Source organism: Streptomyces sp. NPDC045287, assembly GCF_056432325.1.
Genome location: NZ_JBWKJG010000001.1, coordinates 569,399 through 595,704, shown reverse-complemented (window position 1 = coordinate 595,704; position 26,306 = coordinate 569,399). Strand labels below are relative to the sequence as shown.

19 protein-coding genes and 1 pseudogene are annotated in these 26,306 nt (G+C 73.9%); 7 read left to right on the top strand and 13 right to left on the bottom strand.

Going from position 1 to position 26,306, the window contains the following annotated elements; all coding sequences use genetic code 11:
* Positions 1–16 precede the first annotated feature (16 nt).
* The 7 genes and pseudogenes from AC07D6_RS02630 to AC07D6_RS02600 form a co-directional block, all read right to left on the bottom strand.
* Positions 17–1,729 carry a carbohydrate-binding module family 20 domain-containing protein gene (locus tag AC07D6_RS02630; RefSeq protein WP_479041355.1) on the bottom strand — a complete coding sequence of 571 codons (1,713 nt, stop codon included), beginning with the start codon at positions 1,727–1,729 and terminating at the stop codon, positions 17–19.
* A 572-nt stretch (positions 1,730–2,301) separates the two neighbouring features.
* Positions 2,302–2,652: pseudogene (locus AC07D6_RS02625) on the bottom strand (GNAT family N-acetyltransferase); the annotation flags it as partial.
* A gap of 19 nt (positions 2,653–2,671) precedes the next feature.
* The gene (locus AC07D6_RS02620; protein ID WP_315878662.1) at positions 2,672–3,739 is read right to left on the bottom strand and encodes a LacI family DNA-binding transcriptional regulator; all 1,068 of its coding nucleotides are present in this window, start codon (positions 3,737–3,739) and stop codon (positions 2,672–2,674) included.
* Entirely contained in the window at positions 3,727–5,379 is a 1,653-nt protein-coding gene (locus tag AC07D6_RS02615; protein ID WP_479041352.1) for a glycoside hydrolase family 13 protein, read from the bottom strand. Before AC07D6_RS02615 ends, AC07D6_RS02620 begins: the two co-directional genes overlap by 13 nt.
* 131 nt (positions 5,380–5,510) lie before the next feature.
* Positions 5,511–6,452, bottom strand: a complete 942-nt coding sequence (locus AC07D6_RS02610) for a sugar ABC transporter permease (RefSeq protein ID WP_479041350.1) — start codon at positions 6,450–6,452, stop codon at positions 5,511–5,513.
* Positions 6,449–7,435: a carbohydrate ABC transporter permease gene (locus AC07D6_RS02605; RefSeq protein ID WP_315878665.1), complete on the bottom strand. Its 987-nt coding sequence runs from the start codon at positions 7,433–7,435 to the stop codon at positions 6,449–6,451. The genes AC07D6_RS02610 and AC07D6_RS02605 overlap by 4 nt, the downstream gene beginning before the upstream one ends.
* A gap of 83 nt (positions 7,436–7,518) precedes the next feature.
* The gene (locus AC07D6_RS02600) at positions 7,519–8,796 is read right to left on the bottom strand and encodes an extracellular solute-binding protein (RefSeq protein ID WP_315878666.1); all 1,278 of its coding nucleotides are present in this window, start codon (positions 8,794–8,796) and stop codon (positions 7,519–7,521) included.
* A gap of 337 nt (positions 8,797–9,133) precedes the next feature.
* Here AC07D6_RS02600 and AC07D6_RS02595 point away from each other — a divergent pair, with 337 nt between their 5' ends.
* Genes AC07D6_RS02595 through AC07D6_RS02585 form a run of 3 tightly spaced genes read left to right on the top strand, consistent with a single transcriptional unit; the run spans position 9,134 to position 12,833 of the window.
* Positions 9,134–10,789 carry a glycoside hydrolase family 13 protein gene (locus tag AC07D6_RS02595; protein ID WP_479041347.1) on the top strand — a complete coding sequence of 552 codons (1,656 nt, stop codon included), beginning with the start codon at positions 9,134–9,136 and terminating at the stop codon, positions 10,787–10,789.
* Between the two features lie 25 nt (positions 10,790–10,814).
* Positions 10,815–11,885, top strand: coding sequence for a LacI family DNA-binding transcriptional regulator (locus tag AC07D6_RS02590; protein ID WP_315878668.1), 1,071 nt, complete (start codon positions 10,815–10,817; stop codon positions 11,883–11,885).
* A 36-nt stretch (positions 11,886–11,921) separates the two neighbouring features.
* Positions 11,922–12,833, top strand: coding sequence for a phosphatase PAP2 family protein (locus AC07D6_RS02585; RefSeq protein WP_479041345.1), 912 nt, complete (start codon positions 11,922–11,924; stop codon positions 12,831–12,833).
* Positions 12,834–12,867: 34 nt separating this feature from the next.
* Here AC07D6_RS02585 and AC07D6_RS02580 read toward each other — a convergent pair whose 3' ends face one another.
* From AC07D6_RS02580 to glnA, 3 genes are all read right to left on the bottom strand, one after another.
* The gene (locus AC07D6_RS02580) at positions 12,868–15,855 is read right to left on the bottom strand and encodes a bifunctional [glutamine synthetase] adenylyltransferase/[glutamine synthetase]-adenylyl-L-tyrosine phosphorylase (protein ID WP_479041344.1); all 2,988 of its coding nucleotides are present in this window, start codon (positions 15,853–15,855) and stop codon (positions 12,868–12,870) included.
* Between the two features lie 86 nt (positions 15,856–15,941).
* Positions 15,942–16,553, bottom strand: coding sequence for a dihydrofolate reductase family protein (locus AC07D6_RS02575; protein ID WP_479041342.1), 612 nt, complete (start codon positions 16,551–16,553; stop codon positions 15,942–15,944).
* 191 nt (positions 16,554–16,744) lie between these two features.
* A complete protein-coding gene (glnA, locus tag AC07D6_RS02570; protein ID WP_315878672.1) occupies positions 16,745–18,106 on the bottom strand; it encodes a type I glutamate--ammonia ligase in 1,362 nt (453 codons plus the stop codon).
* Positions 18,107–18,254: 148 nt separating this feature from the next.
* Here glnA and AC07D6_RS02565 point away from each other — a divergent pair, with 148 nt between their 5' ends.
* The 3 genes from AC07D6_RS02565 (at position 18,255) to AC07D6_RS02555 (ending at position 20,600) form a co-directional block, all read left to right on the top strand.
* Positions 18,255–19,355 carry a PP2C family protein-serine/threonine phosphatase gene (locus AC07D6_RS02565; RefSeq protein ID WP_479041340.1) on the top strand — a complete coding sequence of 367 codons (1,101 nt, stop codon included), beginning with the start codon at positions 18,255–18,257 and terminating at the stop codon, positions 19,353–19,355.
* A 243-nt stretch (positions 19,356–19,598) separates the two neighbouring features.
* Positions 19,599–19,982, top strand: a complete 384-nt coding sequence (locus tag AC07D6_RS02560; RefSeq protein ID WP_479041577.1) for a DUF3105 domain-containing protein — start codon at positions 19,599–19,601, stop codon at positions 19,980–19,982.
* Between the two features lie 198 nt (positions 19,983–20,180).
* Entirely contained in the window at positions 20,181–20,600 is a 420-nt protein-coding gene (locus tag AC07D6_RS02555; protein WP_479041338.1) for a CBS domain-containing protein, read from the top strand.
* Positions 20,601–20,693: 93 nt separating this feature from the next.
* On the opposite strand, the gene AC07D6_RS02550 is transcribed toward AC07D6_RS02555, so the two are convergent.
* On the bottom strand, positions 20,694–21,548 hold the full coding sequence (locus AC07D6_RS02550) for an alpha/beta fold hydrolase (protein ID WP_479041336.1): 855 nt from the start codon (positions 21,546–21,548) through the stop codon (positions 20,694–20,696).
* Positions 21,545–22,180 carry a DUF998 domain-containing protein gene (locus AC07D6_RS02545; protein ID WP_479041575.1) on the bottom strand — a complete coding sequence of 212 codons (636 nt, stop codon included), beginning with the start codon at positions 22,178–22,180 and terminating at the stop codon, positions 21,545–21,547. Before AC07D6_RS02545 ends, AC07D6_RS02550 begins: the two co-directional genes overlap by 4 nt.
* A gap of 880 nt (positions 22,181–23,060) precedes the next feature.
* Here AC07D6_RS02545 and AC07D6_RS02540 point away from each other — a divergent pair.
* On the top strand, positions 23,061–24,836 hold the full coding sequence (locus AC07D6_RS02540) for an NAD+ synthase (RefSeq protein WP_479041334.1): 1,776 nt from the start codon (positions 23,061–23,063) through the stop codon (positions 24,834–24,836).
* Positions 24,837–24,920: 84 nt separating this feature from the next.
* On the opposite strand, the gene AC07D6_RS02535 is transcribed toward AC07D6_RS02540, so the two are convergent.
* Positions 24,921–25,946, bottom strand: coding sequence for an endonuclease/exonuclease/phosphatase family protein (locus tag AC07D6_RS02535; protein ID WP_479041332.1), 1,026 nt, complete (start codon positions 25,944–25,946; stop codon positions 24,921–24,923).
* Between the last annotated feature and the right edge of the window lie 360 nt (positions 25,947–26,306).

Here is a 26,306-nt window from a genome sequence, read left to right as displayed (position 1 = left end):
GCTCGGTGGTGCGGGGTCAGTTGCGCCAGGTGTCGCTGAGCGTCACCTTGCCGCTCGCCGGGACGGTGGCGGTGCGGTTGGCGCCGCTCTCCCAGGTGACGTTTCCGGCGGCGTCCTTGCGGATGTACTTGTACGCGAACGCGGTGCCCGCGGGCAGGTTCACGTCGAGCTTCCACACGGGGTAGGCGGCCGGGTCGAGCTTGAGGGCGCTACCGGGGTTCCAGTTGCCGAGGGCGGCGTGGTCGCCGGTGACGTAGATGTTCTGGCCGGGGGTCGTGGTGGCCGTCACGTTGAACGAGGCGCCGCTGGTGGCGGGCGGCGGGGTGGTGGGGTCGGTGGAGCCGCCGCCGCAGGACGTGGCGCCGGTGTGGAGGGCGAGCGCCGTGTTGGCGCCGAGGGTGGCGGTGAACCGGCCGGAGCCGTCGACCGTGACGGGCTTGCCGCTCTGGACGTCGCAGTACGTGCCGGCGGGCAGCGAGGTCTGGAACGTCTGGGTCAGCGGGCCGGTCTCGTGGTTGATGGCCACGTACGCCTTGGTGCCGCGCCCGAAGGCGATGGCGTTGTTGCCGTTGTCCCACCAGTTCGTGACGCCCTGACCGCGGGCCACGTTCCGGAAGGCGACCATCGACTTGATCTCGGTCCAGGCGTGCTGGCACTTCCAGCCGTCGCTGTAGCAGGCGTTGACCTGCCCGCCGGCCGGGGCGCCGGCGTCCTTGTGGGACCACTCGTAGCCGGAGTGGACGTCCGGGGAGCCGTAGGGCCAGGCGAGCATGAAGACGTTCGCGAGGGTGTAGGTGGCGCCGCTCTTGTAGTTGAGGGTGTCGCCGTTGCGCTCGGTGTCGTGGTTGTCGACGAAGACGCCGGACTGGCCGGAGGGCATGTACCCCCACGCCTCGCCGAAGTTCTTCAGGTGGGCGAGTTTCTCGCCGTTGAAGACCCGCTTGAGGTCGCGGGCGTAGCGGAACTCCTGCACGTCGCCGTTGCCGAGGTACTCGCTCGGGGAGACGGCCTCGCCGCCGCCGTGTATCGCCTCCTGCTTCCAGTAGGCGTTGGGGTTGGTCAGCCGGGACTTGATGTTCGCCAGGTCGGCGGCCGGCATGTGCTTGGCGGCGTCGATGCGGAACCCGTCGACCCCCAGCGACAGCAGGTCGTTCATGTACGCGGCGATGCGGGCGCGGACGTACTCCTCGCCGGTGTCCAGGTCCGCGAGCCCGACCAGCTCGCACTGCTGGACGTTCCAGCGGTCCTGGTAGTTGTTGATCTCCGCGGTGCAGTTGTCGAAGTCGGTCGCGGAGTAGGTGCCGGGGTAGGTGTACTTCGTGTACGACGACCCGCCGGTTCCCGTGCCGCTGCCGGAGGTCATGTGGTTGATGACCGTGTCGGCGACGACCTTGACGCCCGCGGCGTGGCAGGTGTCGACCATGCTCTTGAAGGCGGCGCGGTCGCCGAGGGGGCCGGCGATGCGGTAGCTGACGGGCTGGTACGCCGTCCACCACGCGGAGCCCTGGATGCGCTCCTGCGGGGGCGAGACCTGCACGTAGCCGTACCCGGCGGGGCCGAGCGTGTCGGTGCACGCCTTGGCGACCGACGCGAACTTCCACTCGAACATCACCGCGGTGACGTCCTTGTCTCCGGGCGCGGCGGCCTGGGCGGTCTGGCTCGGCGCCGTGACGCCGACTGCGGCTCCCGCCACGAGGGCGAGTGCGGCGGCCACGGTTCTTCTGGCCATGTTTCCTCCTGGGGAGGGGAGGTGCGGATGCGGTGGGGGCAGCCTCGTACGGCAACGCGCCATGCCCGCAAGGCCGGTTGAATCTTCTTGCTGCAAGACGGCAGCAACAGTTTTCGGTCGTGACCGTACGAGCCCCCCGGCGCAAGGTCAACCCCTCCGACACACTCCACTTACTTCCGGGTCACAACACGGAAACCAGCGCGTTCAGAGGCTTGCAAGGGCTTTCGCAAGGTATTGCAGCAGTGTTACGTTCCCTCACGACTCCGGTCCGGTCGGCCGGGGGTCCGGTCGCTCCGGCCGGCCCCACGCGCCCGGCCGGCCGGGCCGGTCGCGTACCGGGAGGCCCGGGGCACGAAAAGCCCCCGCCGCCCCGCAAGGGCAGCCCCGGGCCTCCTCACCGCGCGTCCGCCCCTCCCGGCCGTGCTCCGGGCACGCGAACGTACACGACGGGCTTCGCGCCACCGGAACCCCCGACCCCACCAGGCGCCGGGCACCACCCACGCGGGCGCGGTCAGCGCGCCTGCCACCCTCCGAAGATGACGAACCGTGCGGCACGGTTCGCGCGGGCGCGGTCAGCGCAGGTCGAGCAGCATCACGTCGTGGAGGTCGGCACCCTGCCACGGGCGCGCCTCACCGACCTTGCGGTACCCCCACGCCCGGTAGGCGGCCGAAGCGGCCCTGCTCCCGGGGTGGACGTTGAGCAGCACGCGGGCGGCCCCGACGCCGTCGAGCAGCGTCGCGTGCAGCCGGCGTGCCACGCCCCGCCCGCGCCAGGGCCTCCGTACGGCGAGTTCCATGAGCCCGAAGGTGCGGTGGCCGTCCTCGCGGCGCATGTCGTCGGACACGGGTTCCACGAGCCGGTCCCACCAGACCGTGTCGGCTCCGAGGCAGTGGCCGTACGCCATGCCGACCGGCCCGCCGTCCTCGGGCGGCCCCGGCCGCTTACCTCGGCGGGGCCGACGTGGAGCCGCGGACCACCAGTTCCGGCTGGAAGACGAACTCCGTGCGCTGCACCGGGTTCCCCTCGATCTCCTCCAGCAGCGCGTCCACCGCCGCCGTCGCCATCGCCCGCACCGGCTGCCGCACGGTCGTCAGCGGCGGGTCCGTGAAGGCGATCAGCGGCGAGTCGTCGAAGCCGACCACCGACACGTCCGACGGCACGTCGAGCCCGCGGGCGCGGACCGCGCGGATCGCGCCCAGGGCCATCAGGTCGCTGCCGCACACGATGCCCGTGCAGCCCTGGTCGAGCAGGACGCTCGCCGCCGCGTGGCCGCCCTCCACGCCGAACAGCGTCGGCTGGACGTACGCCTCGGCCCGTTCGCGTTCCACGCCCAGCATCCGGTGCAGCGCGGAGACGAAGCCCTCGGCCTTGCGGCGGGAGGGCACGTACCGGGTGGGGCCGATGGCGAGGCCGACGCGCTCGTGGCCCAGCTCCACCAGGTGGCGCACGGCCATGCGGGCCGCGGCCCGGTCGTCGGGCGAGACGAAGTGGGCGTCGATGTGCTCGTTGAAGCCGTTGATCAGGACGAACGGGACGCCGCGCGCGGCGAGCCGCTCGTACCGGGAGGGGTCCGCCGACGTGTCGGCGTGCAGGCCGGACAGGAACACGATGCCGGTGACGCCGCGCTCCTCCAACTGCTCGACCAGCTCGTCCTCGGTGGCCCCGCCCGGCATCTGCGTGCACAGCACCGGCGTGTACCCGTAGCCGGCCAGGACCTGCTCGATGACCTGGGCGAACGCCGGGAAGATGGGGTTGGTCAACTCGGGGATGAGGAGCCCGATGAGGCCCGCGCTGCGCTGCCTGAGCCGTACGGGACGCTCGTAGCCGAGCACGTCGAGCGCCGCGAGCACGCGGTGGCGGGTGGGTCCCGCGACGCCCGCCTTGCCGTTGAGGACCCGGCTGACGGTCGCCTCGCTCACCCCCGCCTGGGCCGCGATGTCCGCGAGCCGCGGGGCGCCGACGGTCAGGTCGCCGGCGCCCCGCGACGGGGGAAGGGTCACACCGCCCACCAGACGGTCGTGTCGGCGGGCAGTTCGACCGTGCCGTCCACGCTGGTGCGGACCGGCTCGTTGGAGAGCAGGACCCGGCCGGGCGCGTCGACGCGGACCGGCTCGCCGGTCGTGTTCGCGGTGCACACGAACCCCTCGCGGCGGAACGCCAGGACGCCCTCGGGCGCCTCCAGCCACTCCACCGCCCCGCCCGCGCCGAGGCCGGGCTGCTCGCGGCGGACGCGCAGGGCGGCGCGGTACAGCTCCAGGGTGGAGCCGGGCACGCCGGTCTGCGCCTCGACGCTCAGGGCGCCCCAGGTGGCGGGCTGCGGCAGCCAACTGCCGCCGGAGCCGAAGCCGTACGAGCTGCCCTCGACGGTCCACGGGATCGGGACGCGGCAGCCGTCGCGGAAGCCGTCCTGGCCGCTGGCGCGGAAGAACGACGGGTCCTGGCGGACCTCGTCCGGCAGGTCGGTGACGTCGGGCAGGCCGAGCTCCTCGCCCTGGTAGACGTACGCGGAGCCGGGCAGGGCCAGCATCAGCAGGGTCGCCGCGCGGGCGCGGCGCAGGCCGAGCTCGCGGTCGCCGGGCACGCGAAGCTGGGTGCCGAGGCCGGGCGGGTTGGCGAAGCGGGTGGCGTGCCGGGTGACGTCGTGGTTGGAGAGCACCCAGGTGGCGGGGGCGCCGACGGGGCGCATCGCGGCGAGGGACGCGTCGATGACCCGGCGCAGCTCGACGGCGTCCCAGTGGGCGCCCAGGTACTGGAAGTTGAACGCCTGGTGCATCTCGTCGGAGCGCACGTAGTTGGCGGTGCGCTCGACGGTGGGGGTCCACGCCTCGGCGACGAGGACGCGCTCGCCGTCGTACTCCTCCAGGACCTTGCGCCAGCTCCGGTAGATCTCGTGGACGCCGTCCTGGTCGAAGAACGGCATCACGTCGTTGCCGAGGAGCTTGAGCTGGTCGTGGGCGCCGATGTCGGGCAGGCCGGGCGCCTTGACCAGGCCGTGGGCGACGTCGACGCGGAAGCCGTCGACGCCCATGTCGAGCCAGAACCGCAGGATGGAGCGGAACTCGTCGTGGACGGCGGGGTGGTCCCAGTTGAAGTCGGGCTGCTCGGGGGCGAACAGGTGGAGGTACCACTCGCCGTCCTCGACGCGGGTCCAGGCGGGGCCGCCGAAGATGGACTCCCAGTCGTTGGGCGGGAGTTCGCCGTTCTCGCCCTTGCCGGGGCGGAAGTGGTAGCGCTCGCGCAGCGGGGAGCCGGGGCCCTCGCGCAGGGCGCGCTGGAACCACTCGTGCTGGTCGGAGGAGTGGTTGGGGACGAGGTCGACGATGATGCGCAGGCCCAGCTCGTGGGCCTCGCGGACGAGGGCGTCGGCGTCGAGGAGGGTGCCGAACATCGGGTCGATGGCCCGGTAGTCGGCGACGTCGTACCCGGCGTCGGCCTGCGGCGACGCGTAGAAGGGGCTCAGCCAGACGGCGTCGACGCCGAGCTCCTTCAGGTACGGCAGGCGGCTGCGGACGCCCTCCAGGTCGCCCATGCCGTCGCCGTTGCCGTCGGCGAAACTGCGCGGGTAGACCTGGTAGATCACCGCTTCTCTCCACCAGCCGGTGTCCGTGCCGGTGGTCGGGGCGGCGGGGGCGGCAAGGTGCTGGGTCATGTCTTCCCTGGGTGGAGTGGGATGGGGGCGGTGCCGGGTCCGGCGACGGGGCTGTCGGGCCGGACCGGCACCGCCGTCTGGGGGCGCGGGCGGGTCGGACGGGTCCCGGTGGGGACGGGTCCGGGCGGTGCTCAGCCCTTGGTGCCGCCCGCCGTGAGGCCGGCGACGAGGTTGCGCTGGACCAGGAGGAACACCAGGCCCGCCGGGATCGTGATGATCACCGCGGAGGCCGTGAGGTAGCCCCACTCGGCCTTGTGCTGGCCGATGAAGCTCTGCAGGCCGACCGAGAGGGTGAGCATCGAGTCGGTGGAGAGGAAGGCGCGGGCGAAGGCGACCTCCCCCCACGCGGTGAGGAAGGAGTAGAACGCGGTGACGGCGAGGCCGGGCTTGGCCAGCGGCAGGATCAGCCGGTAGAAGGTGCCGAAGGGGGTGAGCCCGTCGACCCGGCCGGCCTCGTCGATCTCGTGCGGGATCGTGTCGAAGTAGCCCTTCATCATCCAGGCGCAGAACGGCACCGACACCGAGCAGTACGTGAGGATCAGGCCCAGGTACGAGTCGAGCAGGCCCATGCTGCCGAGGATGTTGTACAGGGCGACGATCAGCACGGCGACGGGGAACATCTGCGTGATGAGCAGCACCCACATCAGCGACTTGTGGCCGGGGAAGCGCATCCGGGAGATGGCGTAGCCGGTGGAGGCGGCGACGAAGACGCCGACGAGCGTGGTGCCGGCGGCGACGAGCAGCGAGTTGGCGAACCAGCGCGGGAACTCGGTCTCGCTCAGCACGTACGCGTAGTTGCTGATCTCCAGGCCGCCCTCGGCGCTGGTCGGCCTGGTCCAGCCGTTCCGGCCGCGCAGCGAGATGAAGACCATGTACGCGATCGGGAAGACCGCGACGAGGCTGGCGAGGACCAGCGCGCCGTGCAGTCCGGCCGAGGCGAGCGGGGAGCGCTCCTCACGGCCGCGGACCTTGCGGGGGCGGGTGCCGCCGGAGCCGGAGCCGGCGGCACCGGGCGCGCCGGCCGCGGCGCGGGCCGCCGGGGCGTTCTTCCGGGGTTCGGTCACCGTGCTCATCGGACGGCCTCCTGACGGTCGAGGATCCGGCGGTAGAAGACGGCGAAGACGAGGAGCATGGAGAGGATGAGGATCCCGTACGTGGCGGCGCCCGCGTAGTCGCGCACGGAGCCGAAGGCGAGCCGGTAGGCGTAGGTCACGAGGATCTCGCTGTGCAGGGCGTTCGCCTCGCCGAGCATCAGGTAGATGATCGGGAACATGTTGAACGTCCAGATGGTGCCCAGCATGATCACCGTGGCACTGACCGGGCGCAGTCCCGGCAGGGTGACGTGGCGGAACCGCTGCCAGGGGGTGGCGCCGTCCATCTCGGCGGCTTCGTACTGCTCGCTGGAGATGGCCTGGAGGCCGCCGAGGATCGCGACCATCATGAACGGCACGCCGAGCCAGACGTTGACGCCGATGACGGCGACCTTCTGCATGAAGGTGTCGCCGAGCCAGTCGACGGGGCCGATGCCCAACTGGCCGAGGACGGCGTTGAAGATGCCGGACTCGGAGTTGTACATCATGCGCCAGACGTAGGTGGCGACGAAGGCCGGCACCGCCCACGGCAGGATGAGCAGCACGCGGTACAGGGAGCGGCCCTTGAGCTTGCGGTTGAGCAGCAGGGCCAGGCCCAGGCCGATCGTGTAGTGGAGGAACACGCAGGACGCGGTCCACACCACGGTCCACAAGAGCTTGGGGTAGAACTCGCCGTCGGCACCCGACAGCACCCGCCAGTAGTTGTCGAAGCCGACGAACTGGTAGGTGGCCGGGATCTCGGTCGCGCCGAGCTGCTTGGCGACGTTGAGCTCGTTGGCGTCGGTGAACGACAGGTAGACGCCCCGGCCCAGCGGGTAGGCGATCAGCACGCCGATGACCAGCACCACCGGCAGCACCATGGCCCAGGCGTACCAGTGCCGGTCGTACGAACGCTTCATGCGGGTGAGCAGCCCGGCCCGGGCAGGCCGCGCGGCCGTGGCGGGATCTGCGGTGGCTGTCTTCATGGAAGTTGTTTTCCCTCAGTGCGTACGGGTCCGGCCCGGACCGGCGTCCGCGTCCTCGCGGTGCCGGTCCGGGCCGAAGGGGCTCAGTCGACCGAGTACTCCTTGAGGGAGTTGATGTTGGTCTTCCACTTCTCGGCGGTGGTGTCGAGGCCCTTCTCGACGGTGGTGTTGCCCTTGAGGATCTCGATGTACTGCTTGGTCCACTCGGTGAACATGTCGCTCACGCCGGAGACGGCGGGACGCGCGGTGGAGTCGGCCAGCACGTTCTTGAAGGAGGCGCGGATCGGGTCGGCGACGACCTTGACGGTGTAGGCGTCGTCACGGGTCGGCAGGACGCCGGTCTCGGTGGCGGCGAACTCCTGCGACGCGGCGGAGGTCATGAACGCCACGAACTTCTGGGCGGCCGTCTTGTGGGCGGCGTCGGCACCGTTGTAGACGACCAGGTTGTGGCCGCCGGTGGGCGTGCCGGCCTTGCCGGCGGAGCCGGACGGGACCGGGGCGACGCCCAGGTTGTCCTTGTTCTTGAACGCCTTGCCGGTGAGGTCGTCGGCCGTGGACCACGGGCCGTTGACGACCATGGCGACCTTGCCGTCCTTGAAGGCGGCCTGCATGTTGTTGTAGCCGTCGGTGAAGTCCGGCTTGACGGCGACACCGCTCTTGACCATGTCGACGACGGTCTGGAGGGCCTTCTTGCCGGCCTCGTCGTTGACGGTGATCTTCTTGGTCCCGGTGTCGACCATCGTGCCGCCCTCGCCGTAGAGGAACGGCAGGGCGAAGTAGCTGTCCGGGTTGAGGTAGATGCCGTCGACGCCGGTCTTCTGCTTGATGGTCTTCGCCGCGGTGCTCAGCTCGGCCCAGGTCTTCGGCGGCTGGACGCCGGCCTTCGCGAAGACCTCCTTGTTGTAGAGGAGCGCGAGGGCGTCGGTGACCTGCGGGACGCCGTACAGCTTCCCGTTGACCTTGGCGCCGTCGACCAGGCCCTGGTTGAAGGAGTCGATCTCCTTGGTGGCGGGCGTGCCGTCGAGCGGGGCGAGGTACTGGTTCTCGGCGAGGCCGGCGGTCCAGCCGACGTCGGCGCGCAGCACGTCGGGGGCGTTGCCGGCCTGGGCGGCGGTCTTGTACTTCTGCTCGGCCTCGGCGAACGGGACGTTCTGGTACGTGACCTTGATGTCCTTGTGCGCGGCCTCGAACTTCTCGATCAGCTTCTTGTAGGTCGGCGCCTCGTTCGTGGCATCCGAGGTGTCCCACCAGGTGATGGTGACCGGGCCGCCGGCCGCCTTGTCCTCACTGTCGCCGCCGCAGGCCGTCGCCGCGAGGGCCAGGCTCGCGACCAGCGCGGTGGCCGCTATGCCACGCCGCATGTGAACTCCTTCAACTGATCCCGGGAAGACCGAGGCGGAAGGTCTTGCGAAGACTTGCCACCTGCCGACCGCTCCTTCGCGGCGCGCCGGGTTGCCAGGAACGTAACAGGGATGAAAACGAGCCGAAAGACCTTGCGGCAAATTTCTGCAAGGCCAGGGGATCGTTACATCCACGTGTCCCTACAGTTGCCGTCGCATCGCTTGACACTCCAGGCGCGAGCGCCCTCGCGCCCTTCCACGCGCCCCCGCAACCGGCCTTGCGGAGCGCCGGAAGGCTCTGCAAGCCTTTTCACACCGCTTGCAGAACGTCGCGTTCCGGACGAGAGGCACCGCGCCCATGGCCCACGAGCTGACCGCACCGGCCCGGACGTCGCAGGACCGGCACCCCGCTCCGCCCGACCGCCCCGACTGGTGGCGGGACGCCGTCATCTACCAGGTGTACGTGCGCTCCTTCGCCGACAGCGACGGCGACGGGATCGGGGACCTGCGCGGCGTGCGGGAGCGGCTGCCGCACCTGGCGGGGCTGGGCGTGGACGCGGTGTGGCTCACCCCCTTCTACGTCTCGCCGCAGGCGGACGGCGGCTACGACGTGGCGGACCACCGCGCGGTCGACCCGGTCTTCGGGGAGCTGGCGGACGCGGACGAGTTGGTCCGGGCGGCGCACGAGCTGGGCCTGCGGGTGATCGTCGACGTCGTCCCCAACCACACGTCCGACCGGCACCCCTGGTTCCAGGAGGCCCTCGCCGGCACGGGCCGGGACCGGTACCACTTCCGCCCCGGCAAGGGCCCGGACGGGTCGCTGCCGCCCAACGACTGGGAGTCCGTCTTCGGCGGCCCGGCCTGGACGCGGGTGCCGGACGGCTCCTGGTACCTGCACCTGTTCGCCCCGCAGCAGCCGGACCTGAACTGGGAGAACGAGGAGGTGCGGGCCGAGTTCGCGTCCGTGCTGCGGTTCTGGCTGGACCTGGGGGTCGACGGGTTCCGCGTCGACGTCGCGCACGGGATGGTGAAGGCGCCGGGGCTGCCCGACATCGGCCACCGCGAGCAGGCCCGGCTGATCGGCGCGCAGCGGCTGCCGTTCTTCGACCAGGACGGCGTCCACGAGATCCACCGCGACTGGCGGCGCCTCCTCGACTCGTACGGGGGACAACGCATCGCGGTCGCCGAGGCGTGGGCGCCGACACCGGAGCGGATCGCCCTGTACGTACGCCCCGACGAGCTGCACCAGGCGTTCAACTTCCCCTACCTGCGGTGCCCGTGGGAGGCCGACGCGCTGCGCGCGGTGATCGACGCGTCGCTCCGCGCGACCGCGTCGGTGGGCGCCCCCGCGACCTGGGTGCTGTCCAACCACGACGTGGTGCGGCACGCGACGCGGCTGGGCGGCCTGCGCAGGGCGCGGGCGGCGGCGCTGCTGATGCTGGCGCTGCCCGGCTCCGCCTACCTGTACCAGGGCGAGGAGCTGGGGCTGCCGGAGGTCACGGACCTGCCGGACGAGCTGCGCCGGGACCCGGCGTTCCACCGCGGCGAAGGGCAGGGGGGACTGCGGGACGGCTGCCGGGTGCCGATCCCGTGGACGCCGGACGGGCCCTCGTACGGGTTCGGGCCGGGCGGGAGCTGGCTGCCGCAGCCCGAGGGGTGGGGCGCGCTGTCGGTGGCGGCCCAGACCGGCGACCCGGCGTCGACGCTGGAGCTGTACCGGACCGCCCTGGCCGTGCGCCGCGGACACCCCGCGCTGGGCGCGGGCGGCCCGGTGGAGTGGCTCCCCGTACCGCGCGGGCTCCTCGCGTTCCGGCGGGTCGCCCGGGGCGGCGGCGTGGTGTGCGTCGCCAACACCACGGACCGCGCGGTGGAGATCCCCCGCCCCGGCGGTCCCGGCGGGCGGCCCCTGCTGACCAGCGCCGCGGAGGGGGAGACCGCGCCCGAGGACGGTCCGGACGGCCCGGCGGACACCGTCGTGGCCGCCCCCGACTCCTGCTCCTGGTGGGCAATCTGACGTGCGCCCGGTACAGTCCCACCACATGACCGCGCGGCTAGCCGACATCGCAGCCCAGGCGGGGGTCAGCGAAGCCACAGTCAGCCGCGTGCTCAACGGCAAGCCCGGTGTGGCCGCGGCCACCCGCCAGTCCGTGCTGGCCGCGCTGGACGTCCTCGGCTACGAGCGGCCGGTGCGGCTGCGGCAGCGCAGCGCCGGACTCGTGGGGCTGATCACACCCGAGCTGGACAACCCGATCTTCCCGGCGCTGGCCCAGGTCATCGGCCAGGCCCTGACCCGTCAGGGATACACGCCGGTCCTCGCCACGCAGACGCCGGGCGGATCCACCGAGGACGAGCTGACCGAGATGCTCGTCGAGCGCGGCGTCTCCGGCATCATCTTCGTCTCCGGCCTGCACGCCGACACGACCGCCGACACGCAGCGGTACGACCAGCTGCGCGGCAAGGGCGTCCCGTTCGTCCTGATCAACGGCTTCTCGCCGCAGATCCAGGCGCCGTTCGTCTCCCCCGACGACCGGGCCGCGATGAAGCTCGCCGTCACGCACCTCGCCTCCCTCGGCCACACCCGGATCGGCCTCGCGGTCGGGCCGAAGCGGTTCGTGCCCGTCCTGCGCAAGATCGAGGGCTTCCACGCCGGGATGCGGGAGCGGCTCGGCCTCTCCCCGGAGCGGATCGAGGAACTGATCCAGCACTCCCTGTACACGCTCGAAGGCGGGCAGGCGGCGGCGGGCGCGCTCATCGAGCGGGGCTGCTCGGCGATCGTGTGCGCCAGCGACATGATGGCGCTCGGCGCGATCCGCGCGGCCCGGCAGCGGGGGCTGCGGGTGCCGGGGGACGTGTCCGTCGTCGGCTTCGACGACTCGCCCCTCATAGCCTTCACCGACCCGCCCCTGACCACGATCCGGCAGCCGGTGCAGGCGATGGGGCAGGCGGCGGTGCGGGCGCTGCTGGAGGAGGTCGGCGGTACGCCCGCCCCCCACAGCGAGTTCGTCTTCATGCCCGAGCTGGTCGTGCGTGGCTCGACGGCCGCGGGGCCCCGGGGTCAGCGGTCCTCCGGAAGGCGGACTGATGGCGACGAGAATCCGATTGAAGGATGATCGACCTACAGGGCCTTTCTGGCGGACTCTCCGCTCATGGGTGACAGGATTTTGACCACGTTGGAAGGCCGTTCGGCGGGGCGCCCGGCCGCGTGGCGCCGGCTGCGCTCCCCGCGCCATCCGCGCATCTGGGTCGAGCTCCTGCTCCTCGCGGTCAGTTACGGCGTGTACTCGCTCATTCGCAACGCGGTACCGGAGCAGAAGGCGAAGGCGCTGCGCAACGCCGACTGGATCTGGCACGCCGAGCACCGCCTGGGCCTGGCCTTCGAGAAGGCGGTCAACCACGCGGTGAACTCGGTGGACTGGCTCATCGTGTCGATGAACTACTACTACGCGACCCTGCACTTCATCGTCACCATCGGCGTGCTGGTGTGGCTCTACCGCCGGCACCCGGGCCGTTACGCGGCGATCCGCATGATCCTGTTCTCCACCACCGCCGTGGCCCTGCTCGGCTACTACCTGTACCCGCTCGCTCCCCCCCGGTTGATGGAGAGCGAGGACTTCGTCGACACGGTGCTGGTCCACCAGACCTGGGGGTCCATGGCCTCGGGCGACCTGAAGCACATGTCGAACCAGTACGCCGCGATGCCGTCGATGCACATCGGCTGGTCCCTGTGGTGCGGGCTGGCGATATTCGCCCTCGCCAAGGCGCCGTGGGCGCGGATCCTGGGGCTGCTGTACCCGGCGGCCACGCTGGTCGTGATCGTCGCGACCGCCAACCACTTCTGGATGGACGCCGTGGGCGGCATGCTCTGCCTCGGCTTCGGCCTCGGCCTCGTGTACGCCTGGTACGGGGCGCTGCCGCACCGGCTGCCGCGGTACGCGCACGGTCGCACCGCGCGGGGGGACGCCGGCGCCGGTGCACAGCCGGTCGCCGCGCCCGCCATCGGCGCGGGCGGCTCCGGGGACCCGGCGGCGTCCGCGGTGGGCGCGGCCCACGCGCCGTAGGGCGGCGGGCCCGCGCCCGGCGCGCGGCCGGGGCTCACCCCCCGTAGAACAGCTCGTCCACCACGGCCCGGGCGCGGCGCGTCGTCCGCCGGTAGTCGTCCACCATCTCCCCGGCGTGACCGGGCTCGTACCCCAGGTAGCGGCCCACGGCGGCCAGTTCCCGCGCGTCGGCCGGGAACATGTCGCCGGCGCGGCCCCGCACCAGCATCACGCCGTTGCGGACGCGGGTGGCCAGGACCCACGCCTCGTCGAGGGTCCGCGCGTCCCGCTCGCTGATCAGCCCCGCGTCGCGTGCGGCGGCCAGCGCCCCGCGCGTGCCGGTCGTCCGCAGGCCCGGCACCTCGTGGCCGTGCCGCAACTGCATGAGCTGCACCGTCCACTCCACGTCGGACAGGCCGCCCCGGCCCAGCTTCGTGTGCAGGGTGCGGTCGGCCCCGCGCGGCAGCCGCTCGTTCTCCATCCGGGCCTTGAGGCGGCGGATCTCGCGCACGGCCGCCTCGTCGAGGCCCTTCGCCGGGTACCGGAGCGGGTCGACGAGCTCGATGAACCGGCGGCCCAGGTCGGGGTCGCCCGCCATCGGCTCGGCCCGCAGCAGGGCCTGGCTCTCCCACCCCAGCGACCAGCGCCGGTAGTACGCCTCGTACGACCTGAGCGTGCGCACCAGGGGCCCGCTGCGGCCCTCGGGGCGCAGGTCCGCGTCGATCAGCAGCGGCGGGTCGGCGGTCGGCAGTTGCAGCAGCCGGCGCATCTCGGCGACGACCCGGTTCGCGGCGCGGGCCGCCTCCTGCTCGTCGACGCCGTCGCGCGGTTCGTGGACGAACAGCACGTCGGCGTCGGACCCGTAGCCCAGCTCGTGGCCGCCGAAGCGGCCCATGCCGATGACCGCGAAGCGGGTGGGGAGCGCGTCGCCCCACTCGGCGCGCACGGCGGCGCGCAGGGCACCGGCGACGGTCGCCGCGTTGAGGTCCGTGAGGGCCCGGCCCACCCGGTCCACCAGCGCGCCCGCGTCCGGGTGGGCCGGGGCCTCCTCGGTCCCGTACGACGCGATGATGTCGGCGGCGGCCGTGCGGAACAGCTCCCGGCGGCGGACCCCGCGGGCCGCGGCCACCGCCTGCTCCGGGGTGTCGGCGCGGCCGACCGCCGCGAGGATCTCCGGCTCCAGGTGGCTGCGGCGGCGCGGCTCCAGGCCCTCCCGGGCGCCCAGGATCGCCACCGCCTCGGGGGCGCGCAGCAGCAGGTCCGGGGCGAGGCGGCCGGCGGACAGCACACGGGCCAGGTTCTCCGCGGCGGCGCCCTCGTCGCGCAGCAGCCGCAGGTACCAGGGGGTGGTGCCGAGCGCGTCCGACACCTTCCGGAAGCCGAGCAGACCGGCGTCGGGGTCGGCGGAGTCGGCGAACCAGCCCAGCAGCACCGGCAGCAGGGTGCGCTGGATGGCGGCCTTGCGGCTCACCCCGGACGACAGGGCCTCCAGGTGGCGCAGGGCGGCCACCGGGTCGGCGTACCCGAGCGCCTCGAGGCGCTGCCCGGCCGCCTCGGGGCTGAGCCGGGTCTCGCCGGGGGCGAGCTGGGCGACGGCGTCGAGCAGCGGCCGGTAGAACAGCTTCTCGTGGAGGCGCCGCACGACGGACGCGTGCCGCTTCCACTCCCGGTGCAGCTCCGCGACGGGGTCCGCGCGCAGCCCCAACGAGCGGCCCAGGCGACGCAGGTCCTCCTCGCCCTCCGGGACCAGGTGCGTGCGGCGCAGCCGGTGGAGCTGGATGCGGTGCTCCATGGCGCGCAGGAACCGGTACGCCGCGTCGAGCTGCGCGGCGTCGGCCCGGCCGACGTAGCCGCCGGCGGCGAGGGCGGCGAGCGCGTCGAGGGTCGTGCCGCTGCGCAGCGTCGCGTCGCTGCGGCCGTGGACGAGCTGGAGGAGCTGGACGGCGAACTCCACGTCGCGCAGGCCGCCCGGGCCCAGCTTGAGCTCCCGCTCCAGGTGGGCGGGCGGGATGTTGTCGACGACGCGGCGGCGCATCTTCTGCACGTCGGTGACGAAGTTCTCCCGCTCGGCGGCCTGCCAGACCATCGGGGACAGCGCCTTGACGTACGCGGCGCCCAGCTCGGTGTCGCCGGCGACCGGGCGGGCCTTGAGCAGCGCCTGGAACTCCCAGGTCTTCGCCCAGCGCCGGTAGTAGGCGACGTGGCTGGAGAGGGTGCGGACGAGGGGGCCGTTGCGGCCCTCGGGGCGGAGGTTGGCGTCGACGGGCCAGATCGCGCCCTCGACGGTGGTCTCCGAGCAGATCCGCATCAGGTGGGAGGCGAGGCGGGTGGCGGCCTGGAGCGCCTCCCGCTCGTCGGTGCCGTCGACGGCCTCCCCCACGAAGATCACGTCCACGTCGGAGACGTAGTTCAGCTCGTGACCGCCGCACTTGCCCATCGCGATGACCGCGAGCCGGCACCGCGCGGCGTCCTCGGGGGCGGCGGCGCGGGCGAGGGCGAGCGCCGCGCGGAGCGTCGCCGTGGCGAGGTCGGCCAGCTCGGCGGCGGTCTGGGCGACGTCGGTGGTGCCGCACACGTCGCGGGCCGCTATGGCGAGGAGGCTGCGGCGGTAGGCGACGCGCAGGGAGACCGGGTCGGTGGCGGCGGCGAGGTCGCGCTCGAACTCCGCGACCCCGGGGTGCAGGTCGGCCGCCTCGTACGTGACGAGGGCCCGCCAGTCCAGCGGGTGCCGCGCCAGGTGGTCGCCGAGCGCCTCGGAGGCGCCGAGCACGCCGAGGAGCCGGTCGCGCAGCGGCTTCGCGGAGACCAGCGTGGACAGCAGCTCCTGCGGCCCGTCGGGCTGCGCCTCCGCGAGCCGCACCAGGCCGCGCAGGGCGAGGTCCGGGTCGGCGCTCGCCCCGAGGGCGTCGAGGAGGACGGGGTCGGCGCGGACCGGGGCCAGGGCGGGGCCGGCGAGGAGCCTCTCGGCGGTGGACGCGTCGGTGAAGCCGTGCCGCAGCAGCCGTGTGAAGGTACTGCTCCTACGCCCCGGCGCCGTCGTCATGTCGGCCTCTCCCTCCACGCGTTCACGCTGGGCCCGAGCCTATCCGCCTCCGTGGCGCGGGGTGCCCGCGGCCGTCCGCGCGCCGGTCAGCGGAGGGTCCGGTACCGCAGGTGCGTGACGTCCGGGGCGTCGACGACCCGGTCCTTCGCCAACCGCAGCGCGGGGTCGACGCCGTCGAAGAGGCGGACGCCGGCGCCCAGCACCAGCGGGACGACGTGCAGCTCCAGCTCGTCGACGAGGCCCGCGTTCAGGTACTGGCGCACGGTGTGCGCCCCGCCGGAGATCTGCACGTCCTTGCCGTCGGCCACGGCGCGCGCCTGGTCGAGGGCGGCGTGGACGCCGTCCGTGACGTACGTGAAGACGGTGCCCCCGCGGACCCACGCGTCGCGCGCGCTGGTCGTGAGGACGAACACGGGCGCCCGGAAGGGCGGCGGGTCGGGCCACGCCCGCTCGCCCTCGTCGCACATGCGGCGGCCCATGACGTACGCCCCGGCGCGGTCGAAGTTCTCGGCGACGACCAGCCCGGAGCGGCCGGTCTCCCCGCCGCCGGGCTCCCGGCGGTCCCGCCACGCCCCGACGGCGTCCTGCCAGGCGTGGAGGCGCTCCCCGCCGTCCCCGAGGGGGTTGCCGGGCCCGGCGTGCGGCCCGGCGACGAAGCCGTCCAGGGACATGCCGAGGCTCACGAAGACCTTGCTCATTCCCCCATGCTGACTCCCCGGGCCCCCCGCCGCACCGCGGGACGCCCGCGCGCCCGGGCCCCGGTGCGCCGGCGGCCTGGTCCCGGGGGCGGTCCGGGGCGGCCCAGGGCCGTCGAGGCGGCTCCGGGCCAGCGGCCGACCGCCGCCGGCCCGGGTTGTCGATTCTGCTGGGTACCGCCTCCGACCTGCGGCTACAGCACAGGAAGGTTCTTGCGGAGTTCGAAGGCGGTGACCTCGGAGCGGTACTCCTCCCACTCCTGCTTCTTGTTGCGGAGGAAGAAGTCGAAGACGTGCTCGCCCAGGGTCTCCGCGACCAGTTCGCTGCGCTCCATCAGGGAGATCGCCTCGCCCAGGTTCTGCGGGAGCGGTTCGATGCCCATCGCGCGGCGCTCGCCGTCGGAGAGGGCCCACACGTCGTCGTCGGCGCCGGGGCCGAGCTCGTAGTTCTCCTCGATGCCGCGCAGGCCCGCGGCGAGGAGGACGGCGTAGGCGAGGTACGGGTTGCAGCCGGAGTCGAGGGAGCGGACCTCGATGCGGGACGAGCCGGTCTTGCCGGGCTTGTACATGGGGACGCGGATCAGCGCGGAGCGGTTGTTGTGGCCCCAGCAGATGTACGAGGGGGCCTCGCCGCCCGACCCGGCGGTGCGGCTGGAGCCGCCCCAGATGCGCTTGTACGAGTTGACCCACTGGTTGGTGACGGCGGAGATCTCCGCTGCGTGGCGCAGGAGGCCCGCGATGAAGGAGCGGCCGACCTTCGAGAGCTGGTACTCGGCGCCGGACTCGTAGAACGCGTTGCGGTCGCCCTCGAAGAGGGAGAGGTGGGTGTGCATGCCGGAGCCGGGGCAGTCCGAGAAGGGCTTGGGCATGAACGTCGCCTGGACGCCCTGCTCCAGCGCCACCTGCTTCATGACCAGGCGGAACGTCATGATGTTGTCGGCCGTCGACAGGGCGTCGGCGTAGCGCAGGTCGATCTCCTGCTGGCCGGGGGCGCCCTCGTGGTGGGAGAACTCCACGGAGATGCCCATGGACTCCAGCATCGTGATGGCCTGGCGGCGGAAGTCCATGCCGACGTTCTGCGGGGTGTGGTCGAAGTAGCCGGAGTTGTCGGCGGGGGTCGGCCGCGAGCCGTCGACGGGCTTGTCCTTGAGCAGGAAGAACTCGATCTCGGGGTGGGTGTAGAAGGTGAAGCCGAGGTCGGAGGTCTTCGCGAGGATGCGCTTGAGGACGTAGCGGGGGTCGGCGAACGACGGGGAGCCGTCGGGCATGAGGATGTCGCAGAACATCCGGGCCGTGCCGGGGGCCTCGGCGCGCCACGGGAGGATCTGGAAGGTGGCCGGGTCCGGCTTGGCGATCATGTCGGACTCGTACACGCGCGCGAAGCCCTCGATGGCGGAGCCGTCGAAGCCGATGCCCTCGTCGAACGCCTGTTCCAGTTCGGCGGGGGCGACGGCGACCGACTTGAGGAAGCCGAGCACGTCGGTGAACCACAGGCGCACGAAGCGGATGTCGCGCTCCTCCAGGGTTCGGAGCACAAATTCCTGCTGCTTGTCCATTTCCACACCCATCCTCGCTGATCACGGCCAGCATGCCACCACATGGTTTCGTGCGCGTTGCGAACCCATAGTGCCCGGCCGGGTGTGGCACGCGTAACGCCAGGGGCCGTGGAGGGCGGGCGGCCCGGGGTTCGCGCAGACTGGGGCCATGGACCGTGTCCCGAAGGAACTGCCCGGTGCCCGGCCTCCGCGCTGGCTGCGCGTACTGCCCTGGGTGCTGCTGCTGTGCGTGCTCGCGGCGCAGTTCCTGACGCCCGAGACGGTGCAGCTCAGCTTCGCGTTCGCCGTGGTCGCGCCGCTGGCCTCGCTGGCGTACGGGGTGCGCGGCACGTCGCTGGTGGCGGCGGCGGTCATGCTGGCGCTGGTCGTGCCCTACGCGCGGGCCGCGCACGTGAGCGGCGGCGACCTGCTGGCGCTCGGGCTGATCGGGGCGGTGAGCGTGCTGCTCGCGTGGGCGCGGGCCCGGCGCGAGGCCCAGTTGGTGACGGTGCGCACGGTCGCGGAGGCCGCCCAGTACGCGGTGCTGCCGCCGCTGCCGCCGCAGGTGGGGCCGGTGCGGTGCGGGGCGCTGTACCGGGCGGCGGTGCGAACGGCGCTGGTCGGCGGGGACCTGTACGACGTGCAGCCGGGCCCGTACGGGGTGCGGGCGATCGTGGCGGACGTGAAGGGGCACGGGCTGTCGGCGGTCTCGACGGTGGCGGCGCTGCTCGGCACGTTCCGGGAGGCGGTGCTGGACGAGCCGGAACTGGCGGGGGTGGCCGCGCGGCTGGACCGGCGGCTGGTGGTGGACTCCTCGCGGGGGGAGGAGACGGAACTGTTCGCCACGGCCGTGCTGATGGAGATCCCCTGCGACGGGCCGGACGGGGAGCCGGGCGACGGGTCGGGCGGGAGGGTCACGACGCGGGTGCTGAGCTGCGGCCACCCCCCTCCGCTCCTGGTGACGCGGGGAGGGGCGCGGGAGGTCGAGGTGGAGTCGGGCCCGCCGCTCGGGCTGGGTCTGACGGAGTTCGCGGCACCGGTGCCGGTGACCGTGCCGCTGGAGCCGTCGTGCGTGCTGCTGGCGCACACGGACGGGGTGACGGAGGCGCGCAACGCGGCCGGGCAGTTCTACCCGCTGATGGAGCGGATCCGGCCGGAACTCGACCCCGTGGCGCTGGTGCGGTCCGTGTGGCGGGACCTGTCGTCGTACACCAGCGAGATCGTCGACGACGTGGCGCTGCTGGCGCTGCGGGTGAGTCCCCGCGACTGAGCGTCGCACCCGCGTCCTCACCCCGCCCCTGAGCGCCGCTGCCGTCGCCGGCCTGGCCGGCTTCGTCGGCTTCATCGGCTTCATTCGGCTTCGGCGCGTACGTGCTCGACGAGGAGTCGCGGGAGGAGCGGCAGCAGGAGGCCGCGGCCAGGCCCCATCGAGGACGGGAAGTCGTGGGACGGGAAGCCGTGGGACGCGAAGGAGCTGGGCCGCGACCACGTCACGCGGGCCGTGACGTACCCGATGAAGCCGCCGGTCGGCGGTGACCCCCACCAGGTCTGGACGGACTGCGACGGCACCGTCCACGAGGAGCCCGTCCCCGGGGTGGACGCCGTCCACTCGCCGGAGCACGGCGCGGTGGGGGTGACGTACGGCGGCAAGGCCCCGGAGGACGCCGTCGAGGCACTGGAGGAGAAGGTCGCCCGGACGCCGTACGCGCACGACGATGAGCCCGGTCCCGGACCGGGCGGGCGCGATCACGCTGTCGGCGCGGGGCGAGCAGGTCACCGTGGACGAGCCGACGACCCGCGCGTGAACCGGTTCCTCGCCGCATACGCGCAGGGCCCGTGGACGCCCGAGCCGGGCGCGGCGTGCACGGGCGGGACGAACGGGACGGCGGGACGGTGACCCGTACGGGCCCGGGTCGAGTCGTCCGGCCTGCGGCGGGGGGCGGTGGTGTCGGCGCTGCCGTTCGCGGGGTGGGCCACGGTCACGGCGCCGGGCCGGGGCGCCGGGCGGCCGCAGCGGTCGCGGGGGTGGAGGGGCGCGTCCAGAATGGAGGGGCTCGGGGAGACGACGTACGCCCTTGACGGAGGAACGCACCCCATGACCACCGCCCGAGACATCATGCACCCCGGGGCCCACTGGATCCCCGCCCACGAGACCCTGGACCGTGCCGCGCAGGTGATGCGCGAGCAGGGCGTGGGCGCACTGCCCATCGCCGACGAGAACGAGCGGCTCTGCGGGATCGTCACGGACCGCGACATCGTCGTCAAGTGCGTGGCCGCGGGCCACGACCCGTCCCGTGTGACGTGCGGCGACGTGGCGGAGGGCACCCCCCGCTGGATCGACGCGAACGCGGACGTGAACGAGGTGCTGCGCGAGATGCAGGGCCACCGGATCAAGCGCCTCCCGGTCATCGACAACAAGCGGCTGGTCGGCATCATCAGCGAGGCCGACCTCGCGCGGCACCTGCCGCAGGACAAGGTCGCAGAGTTCGCCCAGGGCGTGTACGCGCGGGGCTGACCCGGCGCGGGCCTGACCCGGTACGGACCTGTCCCGGCACGGACCTGTCCCGGCGCGGCGGGCCCCCGTCCGGCCTCACCCACCCCGTCCGGCTCACCGGCCCGGCGGGTGGAGGACCGCCTCGGCGACCGCGCCGGGGCGGTCCAGCATCATCAGGTGGCCCGCGCCCCGTACGAGGGTGAAGCGGGCGTCCAGCGCGGCGGCGAGGCCCCGCTGGCGGGCCGTCCAGCGGTCGGTGCCGTCCGGGGAGTCCGGCGCGGCCAGCACCGTGACGGGGAGCGCCCGGGGCAGCGGACGGCGGGCGCGCAGGGCGAGCACCCCGGCGGCGACGGCCCGGTAGTGCGCGTTCTCCAGGAGGGCGCCGTCCAGGACCCGGCGAGTGCGGTAGCAGCGGCGCACCCGCTCGCGGCCGGCCGGGTCGGGCGCGCGCCCCGCGCGGGAGAGGCGGACCAGCGCGCGCCGGGCGTACGGGCCGAGCGCGGCGGGGGCGCCCGTAGCGGTGAGCAGGGCGCCCGCGGTGCGGGCCAGGGCCGTGTGGAGCGCGGCGGTGCGCGGGGCGGGCGGGCGCGCGTGCTCCTCCACGGACGCGTCGGCCAGGACCAGCGCCGCCGTCCGCGCCGGGTGCAGCCGGGCGAACGCCTCCGCGTGGAGCCCGGCGAGGGAGTGCCCGACCACGGTCACCCGTTCGCCGCCCATCCCGAGCGCGTCCAGCAGGGCCGCGATCCGGTCCGCCTCGCCCCGCGCGGTCGGCGCCGCCCCGGCCGGGCCGCTCAGCCCGTGGCCGGGCCGGTCGAAGCGGACGACCGTGCGGTGCGGCGCCAGCAGCGGCACCACGGGGTCCCAGTCGAACCAGCACAGCCCCAACCCGGCGCTCAGCACGCACACCGGCCCCGAGCCCTCGACTGCCACGTGGTGGGGCACGCCCCCGACCCGGACGAAGCGGCTCACCGGCGCCGCCCCGTGCGGCGCGGCAGCGACCGGGCCAGCAGGAGCAGCCAGACCGCCACCAGCAGCAGTTGCGCGCGCTGCCCGGCGCCCAGCGCCCCGTGGCCGCGCCCCGCCTCGAACGCGGCGACCGCGACGAGCGTCCAGGCCGTGGCGGCGAGCTCCAGCACGACGAGGACCGGTCCCGTACGGGCGAGGGGCGGCCACCAGCCGTAGCGGCGGGCGGCGACGGTGAGCGCGACGACCGCCGTGACGGCGCCCGCCATCGCGAGGCCGGAGCTCACGGCGTGCGCGGCGTGCGCGGCCGGGACCAGGCCGGCGTCCTCGCGGGCCGCGCACGCGGCGTCGGCGGTGGGCGCGCAGCTGAGCGGCAGCCGGGAGTCGACGGCGGTGGCCGCGCCGAACACGGCGAGGGCCGCCCATCCGGCGACCGCCCAGAACCGGCGCCCGGCCGCGGCCAGCCCGGGCAGCGCGGCGGCCAGCAGCAGGACGCCCGCGACCAGGTCGGCGGTGCGGAACAGGGCGCCCAGCGGTTGGTCGGCGGCGGCCAGTTCGCTGACGTACGACCGGAGGGGGTCCAGGCCGGTGGCGAGCGGCAGTTCGACGACCCAGGCGCTGTAGGACAGGGCGCCCAGGACGAGGAGGGCCGCGACCGGCCATCCCGGCCGCCCCGGCGCTTCCGGCCGCCCCGGTGCCCCCGGCCCGGCGGGGGCGGGGCGCGCGGTCCCGGTGGCGCGACGGGCTCCCGCGCCCCGCACGCCCCGCGGGGGCAGGCTTCGCCCCATGGCCACCGGGGCGGGCGGACGGCGCGCGGGCGGCGCGCCGGGGTACGGGGGGCTGCTCGCCGCCCTGCTGCTCGGCATCGTGACGATGCGCACGTGGGGCCGTCCTTCGGAGCATGCGGGTGCGCACTCGGTGGCGGCGCCCGCCCACGGCCCGGTGCCCCGGCGTCCTCCGGGTCCCGGCCGCGCACGGGGCCCCGGCGCCTGACGCCCCTGAAGACGCGCCGCCGGGCGGTTTGGATGCAGCCCCGGTGCGCCCCGCCCCGATCGGCACGTCCGGAGCCGCCCCGATCGGCACGCCCGGAGCCGCCCCGGCCGGACCCGGTGCGCTGCGGCTTTCGCGGCACGGCCGGAGCGCGGCACGCGACCCCGGCGCGCACGGTCCGTCGCAGGGCCGGTGCGCACGGTCCCCCGCAGGGCCGGTGCGCACGGACCGCCGCAGAGCCGGGGCCCGCGGCCTGCCGCGAAGCCGGTGCCCGGCACCCCACGGCTCCCGCCCCGCCCCACTCCGCCCCGCCCCGCCCCGGCGTGCGGCCCTCGCAGAAGCCCCCGCACCGCCGCAGGCCCGGGGACGGCACGACACGACGCCCGCCCCACCCCGACACGGCCCTCGCAGAAGCCCCCGTACCGCAGGCCCGGGGGGCGGGCGCGGCACGGCGCCCGCCCGTGTCCCTCCGCTCCCCCGACCCGCCTCCCCAGGACATCGCGTCGATTTGACGATTAGACTGGGGACGTGCCTCAACTACGCCTCGCCCTGAATCAGATCGACTCGACCGTCGGCGACCTCGCCGGCAACGCCGAGACGATCGTGCACTGGACCCGGCACGCCGCCGAGCAGGGGGCGCACCTCGTCGTGTTCCCGGAGATGGCGCTGACCGGGTACCCCGTCGAGGACCTCGCCCTGCGGTCGTCGTTCGTGGAGGCGTCGCGCGCCGGGCTGCGCGCGCTCGCCGCCCGGCTCGCCGCCGAGGGCTTCGGGGACCTGCCGGTGGTCGTCGGCTACCTGGACCGCTCCGAGCGGGCCCGGCCGAAGTACGGCCAGCCCGCCGGCGCGCCGCAGAACGCCGCCGCCGTGCTGCACGGCGGCGGGGTGGCTCTGACCTTCGCCAAGCACCACCTGCCGAACTACGGCGTCTTCGACGAGTTCCGCTACTTCGTGCCGGGCCACACGCTGCCGGTCGTCCGGGTCCGCGGCGTGGACGTGGCGCTGGCGATCTGCGAGGACCTGTGGCAGGACGGCGGGCGCGTCCCGGCCGCCCGCAGCGCGGGCGCCGGGCTGCTGGTGTCGATCAACGCCTCGCCGTACGAGCGGAACAAGGACGACACGCGGCTGGAGCTGGTCCGCAAGCGCGCCCAGGAGGCCGGCTGCACCACCGCGTACCTGGCGATGATCGGCGGCCAGGACGAGCTGGTCTTCGACGGCGACTCGATCGTCGTCGACGCCCACGGCGAGGTCGTCGCCCGCGCCCCGCAGTTCGCCGAGGGCAGCGTCGTCCTCGACCTCGACCTGCCCGCCGCGGCCGGCGAGCCGGCCGCCCACGGGCAGCGGGTCGACGACGGACTGCGCGTCGAGCGCGTCGTGCTGTCCGAGGAGCCGCTTCCCGCGTACGAGCCGGAGCTGACCGGCGGCTACGCGGACCGCCTCGACGACGACGAGGAGGTCTACACGGCGCTGGTCGTGGGCCTGCGCGCGTACGCCGCGAAGAACGGCTTCCGGTCCGCGCTGATCGGCCTGTCCGGCGGCGTCGACTCGGCGCTGGTCGCCGCGATCGCCTGCGACGCGCTGGGCGCGCGGAACGTGTACGGCGTGTCGATGCCGTCGAAGTACTCGTCGGAGCACTCCAGGAGCGACGCGGCCGAGCTGGCGCGCCGTACCGGGCTGAACTTCCGCACCGTGTCGATCGAGCCGATGTTCGACGCGTACATGGGGTCGCTGGGGCTGACGGGGCTCGCCGAGGAGAACCTCCAGTCGCGGCTGCGCGGCACCCTGCTGATGGCCCTCTCCAACCAGGAGGGCCACATCGTCCTCGCGCCGGGCAACAAGTCCGAGCTGGCGGTGGGCTACTCGACGCTGTACGGCGACTCGGTGGGCGCGTACGGGCCGATCAAGGACGTGTACAAGACGACGGTGTTCCGGCTGGCGAGGTGGCGCAACCGGGCCGCCGAGGAGCGCGGCCAGACCCCGCCGATCCCGGAGGGCACCCTCTCCAAGCCGCCCAGCGCCGAGCTGCGCCCGGGCCAGGTCGACACGGACTCGCTGCCGGACTACGACGTGCTCGACCGGATCCTGGAGCTGTACGTGGACCGGGACCGGGGCAAGGACGCGATCGTCGCGGCGGGCTTCGACGAGGAGCTGGTGGCGCGGACGCTGCGGATGGTGGACGCCGCCGAGTACAAACGGCGCCAGTACCCGCCGGGCACGAAGATCTCCGCGAAGGGCTTCGGCAAGGACCGGCGGCTGCCCATCACCAACCGGTGGCGCGAGTCGACGGCGTCGTCCCGGGGCTGACGGCACGCGCGAAGGGGGTCTTCCGCCGGTGGGAGGCCCCCTTCGCGCGTCCGCACGCCCCCGCGGGCGCCGGCCCGCGGTGCGTCAGAACGTGACGCGGGCCGCGATCGGCAGGTGGTCGCTGTCGGTGCGCGGCAGGGACCAGGAGGCGACCGGTTCGACGCCCCGGACCAGGATCTGGTCGATGCGGGCCATCGGGAAGCCGGCCGGCCAGCTGAAGCCCATGCCGTCGCCGGCGGCGCCCTGCGTGGAGCGCATCTGGGACGTGACGGCGTTCAGGGACCGGTCGTTCATGGTGCCGTTGAGGTCGCCGAGGAGGATCACCCGGCGGTGGGGCTCGGCGGCGATGGCCTCGCCGAGCCGGTCGGCGCTGCGGTCGCGCTGGTTGGCGGTGAACCCGGCGTCCAGCTTGACCCGCACGGACGGCAGGTGGGCGACGTACACCGCGACGGGCCCCTCGGGCGCGAAGACGGTGGCGCGCATGGCGCGGGTCCAGCCGAGCCGGATGTCGACGGGGCGGCTGTCGCCGAGCGGGTACCGGCTCCACAGGCCGACCGTGCCGCGCACCGAGTGGTACGGGTACGCGCCGGCCAGCGCCTCCTCGTACACGGGCACCATCGCGGGCTTCAGCTCCACCAGGGCCAGCACGTCCGTCTCCGAGGCGGCGACGGCGCGGGCGGTGCCCTCGGGGTCCGGGTTGTCGGCGTTCACGTTGTGCGAGACGACCATGAGGTCGCCGCCGGCGCCGTTCTTGTCCGTGACGAGGCCGCCGAAGAGGTTCAACCACACGACGGCCGGGACGAGGACGGCGATCAGCGCGGTGGCCGAGCGGCGCAGCAGCGCGAGGCCGGCCAGGAACAGCACGCACAGGCCGAACCAGGGCAGGAACGTCTCGATGAGGCTGCCCAGGTTGCCGATGGCGTTGGGGATGTGGCGGTGCAGGCCCATCAGCAGCGCGAGCAGGAGCGCGCACGCGGACAGCACCGTGCCGCGCCGCCAGACGCCGGGGCCCCGCCACCGGCGGGCGACCGCCGAGCGGACCCGGGATCCCGCGCGCCGGTCCTCCGCGGCGCCGCTCCCCGTCTCCGTCATGCCGTCCACCCGCGCCATTCCGTCGTCCTCACGTGCCTCTGGTTCCTTCGCGTGCCGGATCCCGACCCTAGGGGATCGTCCGGGGATCACCGCACGGCCGTACTGCTTGGGGGACGAAGGCGGCCCCCGGGCGGGTTCCTGGGGGTACGGGCAGCGGGCGGGTTGTAACGAAACGCGCACATTCACGACCGGGACCGGTGGCCGGGACGGGGCGAGGGCCCGCGGGGCCGGGATCCGCGAGGACGGGTCGAGGGCCCGCGAGGGCGGGACGAGGGGCCGCAGGGACCGGGATCCGCGAGAGGGCCGACCGGGAACCCGCGGGGGCGGCGCGGCGGCGCCTCCCGAACGCGTACGGCTGCCCCGAGCCCGGCCGGCCGG

Coding starts and splice junctions, on each gene's coding strand:
- AC07D6_RS02630 (WP_479041355.1), bottom strand. CDS start 1,729: ATGGCCAGAAGAACCGTGGCCGCCGCACTCGCCCTCGTGGCGGGAGCC.
- AC07D6_RS02615 (WP_479041352.1), bottom strand. CDS start 5,379: ATGACCCAGCACCTTGCCGCCCCCGCCGCCCCGACCACCGGCACGGAC.
- AC07D6_RS02610 (WP_479041350.1), bottom strand. CDS start 6,452: ATGAGCACGGTGACCGAACCCCGGAAGAACGCCCCGGCGGCCCGCGCC.
- AC07D6_RS02605 (WP_315878665.1), bottom strand. CDS start 7,435: ATGAAGACAGCCACCGCAGATCCCGCCACGGCCGCGCGGCCTGCCCGG.
- AC07D6_RS02600 (WP_315878666.1), bottom strand. CDS start 8,796: ATGCGGCGTGGCATAGCGGCCACCGCGCTGGTCGCGAGCCTGGCCCTC.
- AC07D6_RS02595 (WP_479041347.1), top strand. CDS start 9,134: ATGGCCCACGAGCTGACCGCACCGGCCCGGACGTCGCAGGACCGGCAC.
- AC07D6_RS02590 (WP_315878668.1), top strand. CDS start 10,815: ATGACCGCGCGGCTAGCCGACATCGCAGCCCAGGCGGGGGTCAGCGAA.
- AC07D6_RS02585 (WP_479041345.1), top strand. CDS start 11,922: ATGGGTGACAGGATTTTGACCACGTTGGAAGGCCGTTCGGCGGGGCGC.
- AC07D6_RS02580 (WP_479041344.1), bottom strand. CDS start 15,855: ATGACGACGGCGCCGGGGCGTAGGAGCAGTACCTTCACACGGCTGCTG.
- AC07D6_RS02575 (WP_479041342.1), bottom strand. CDS start 16,553: ATGAGCAAGGTCTTCGTGAGCCTCGGCATGTCCCTGGACGGCTTCGTC.
- glnA (WP_315878672.1), bottom strand. CDS start 18,106: ATGGACAAGCAGCAGGAATTTGTGCTCCGAACCCTGGAGGAGCGCGAC.
- AC07D6_RS02565 (WP_479041340.1), top strand. CDS start 18,255: ATGGACCGTGTCCCGAAGGAACTGCCCGGTGCCCGGCCTCCGCGCTGG.
- AC07D6_RS02560 (WP_479041577.1), top strand. CDS start 19,599: ATGAAGCCGCCGGTCGGCGGTGACCCCCACCAGGTCTGGACGGACTGC.
- AC07D6_RS02555 (WP_479041338.1), top strand. CDS start 20,181: ATGACCACCGCCCGAGACATCATGCACCCCGGGGCCCACTGGATCCCC.
- AC07D6_RS02535 (WP_479041332.1), bottom strand. CDS start 25,946: ATGGCGCGGGTGGACGGCATGACGGAGACGGGGAGCGGCGCCGCGGAG.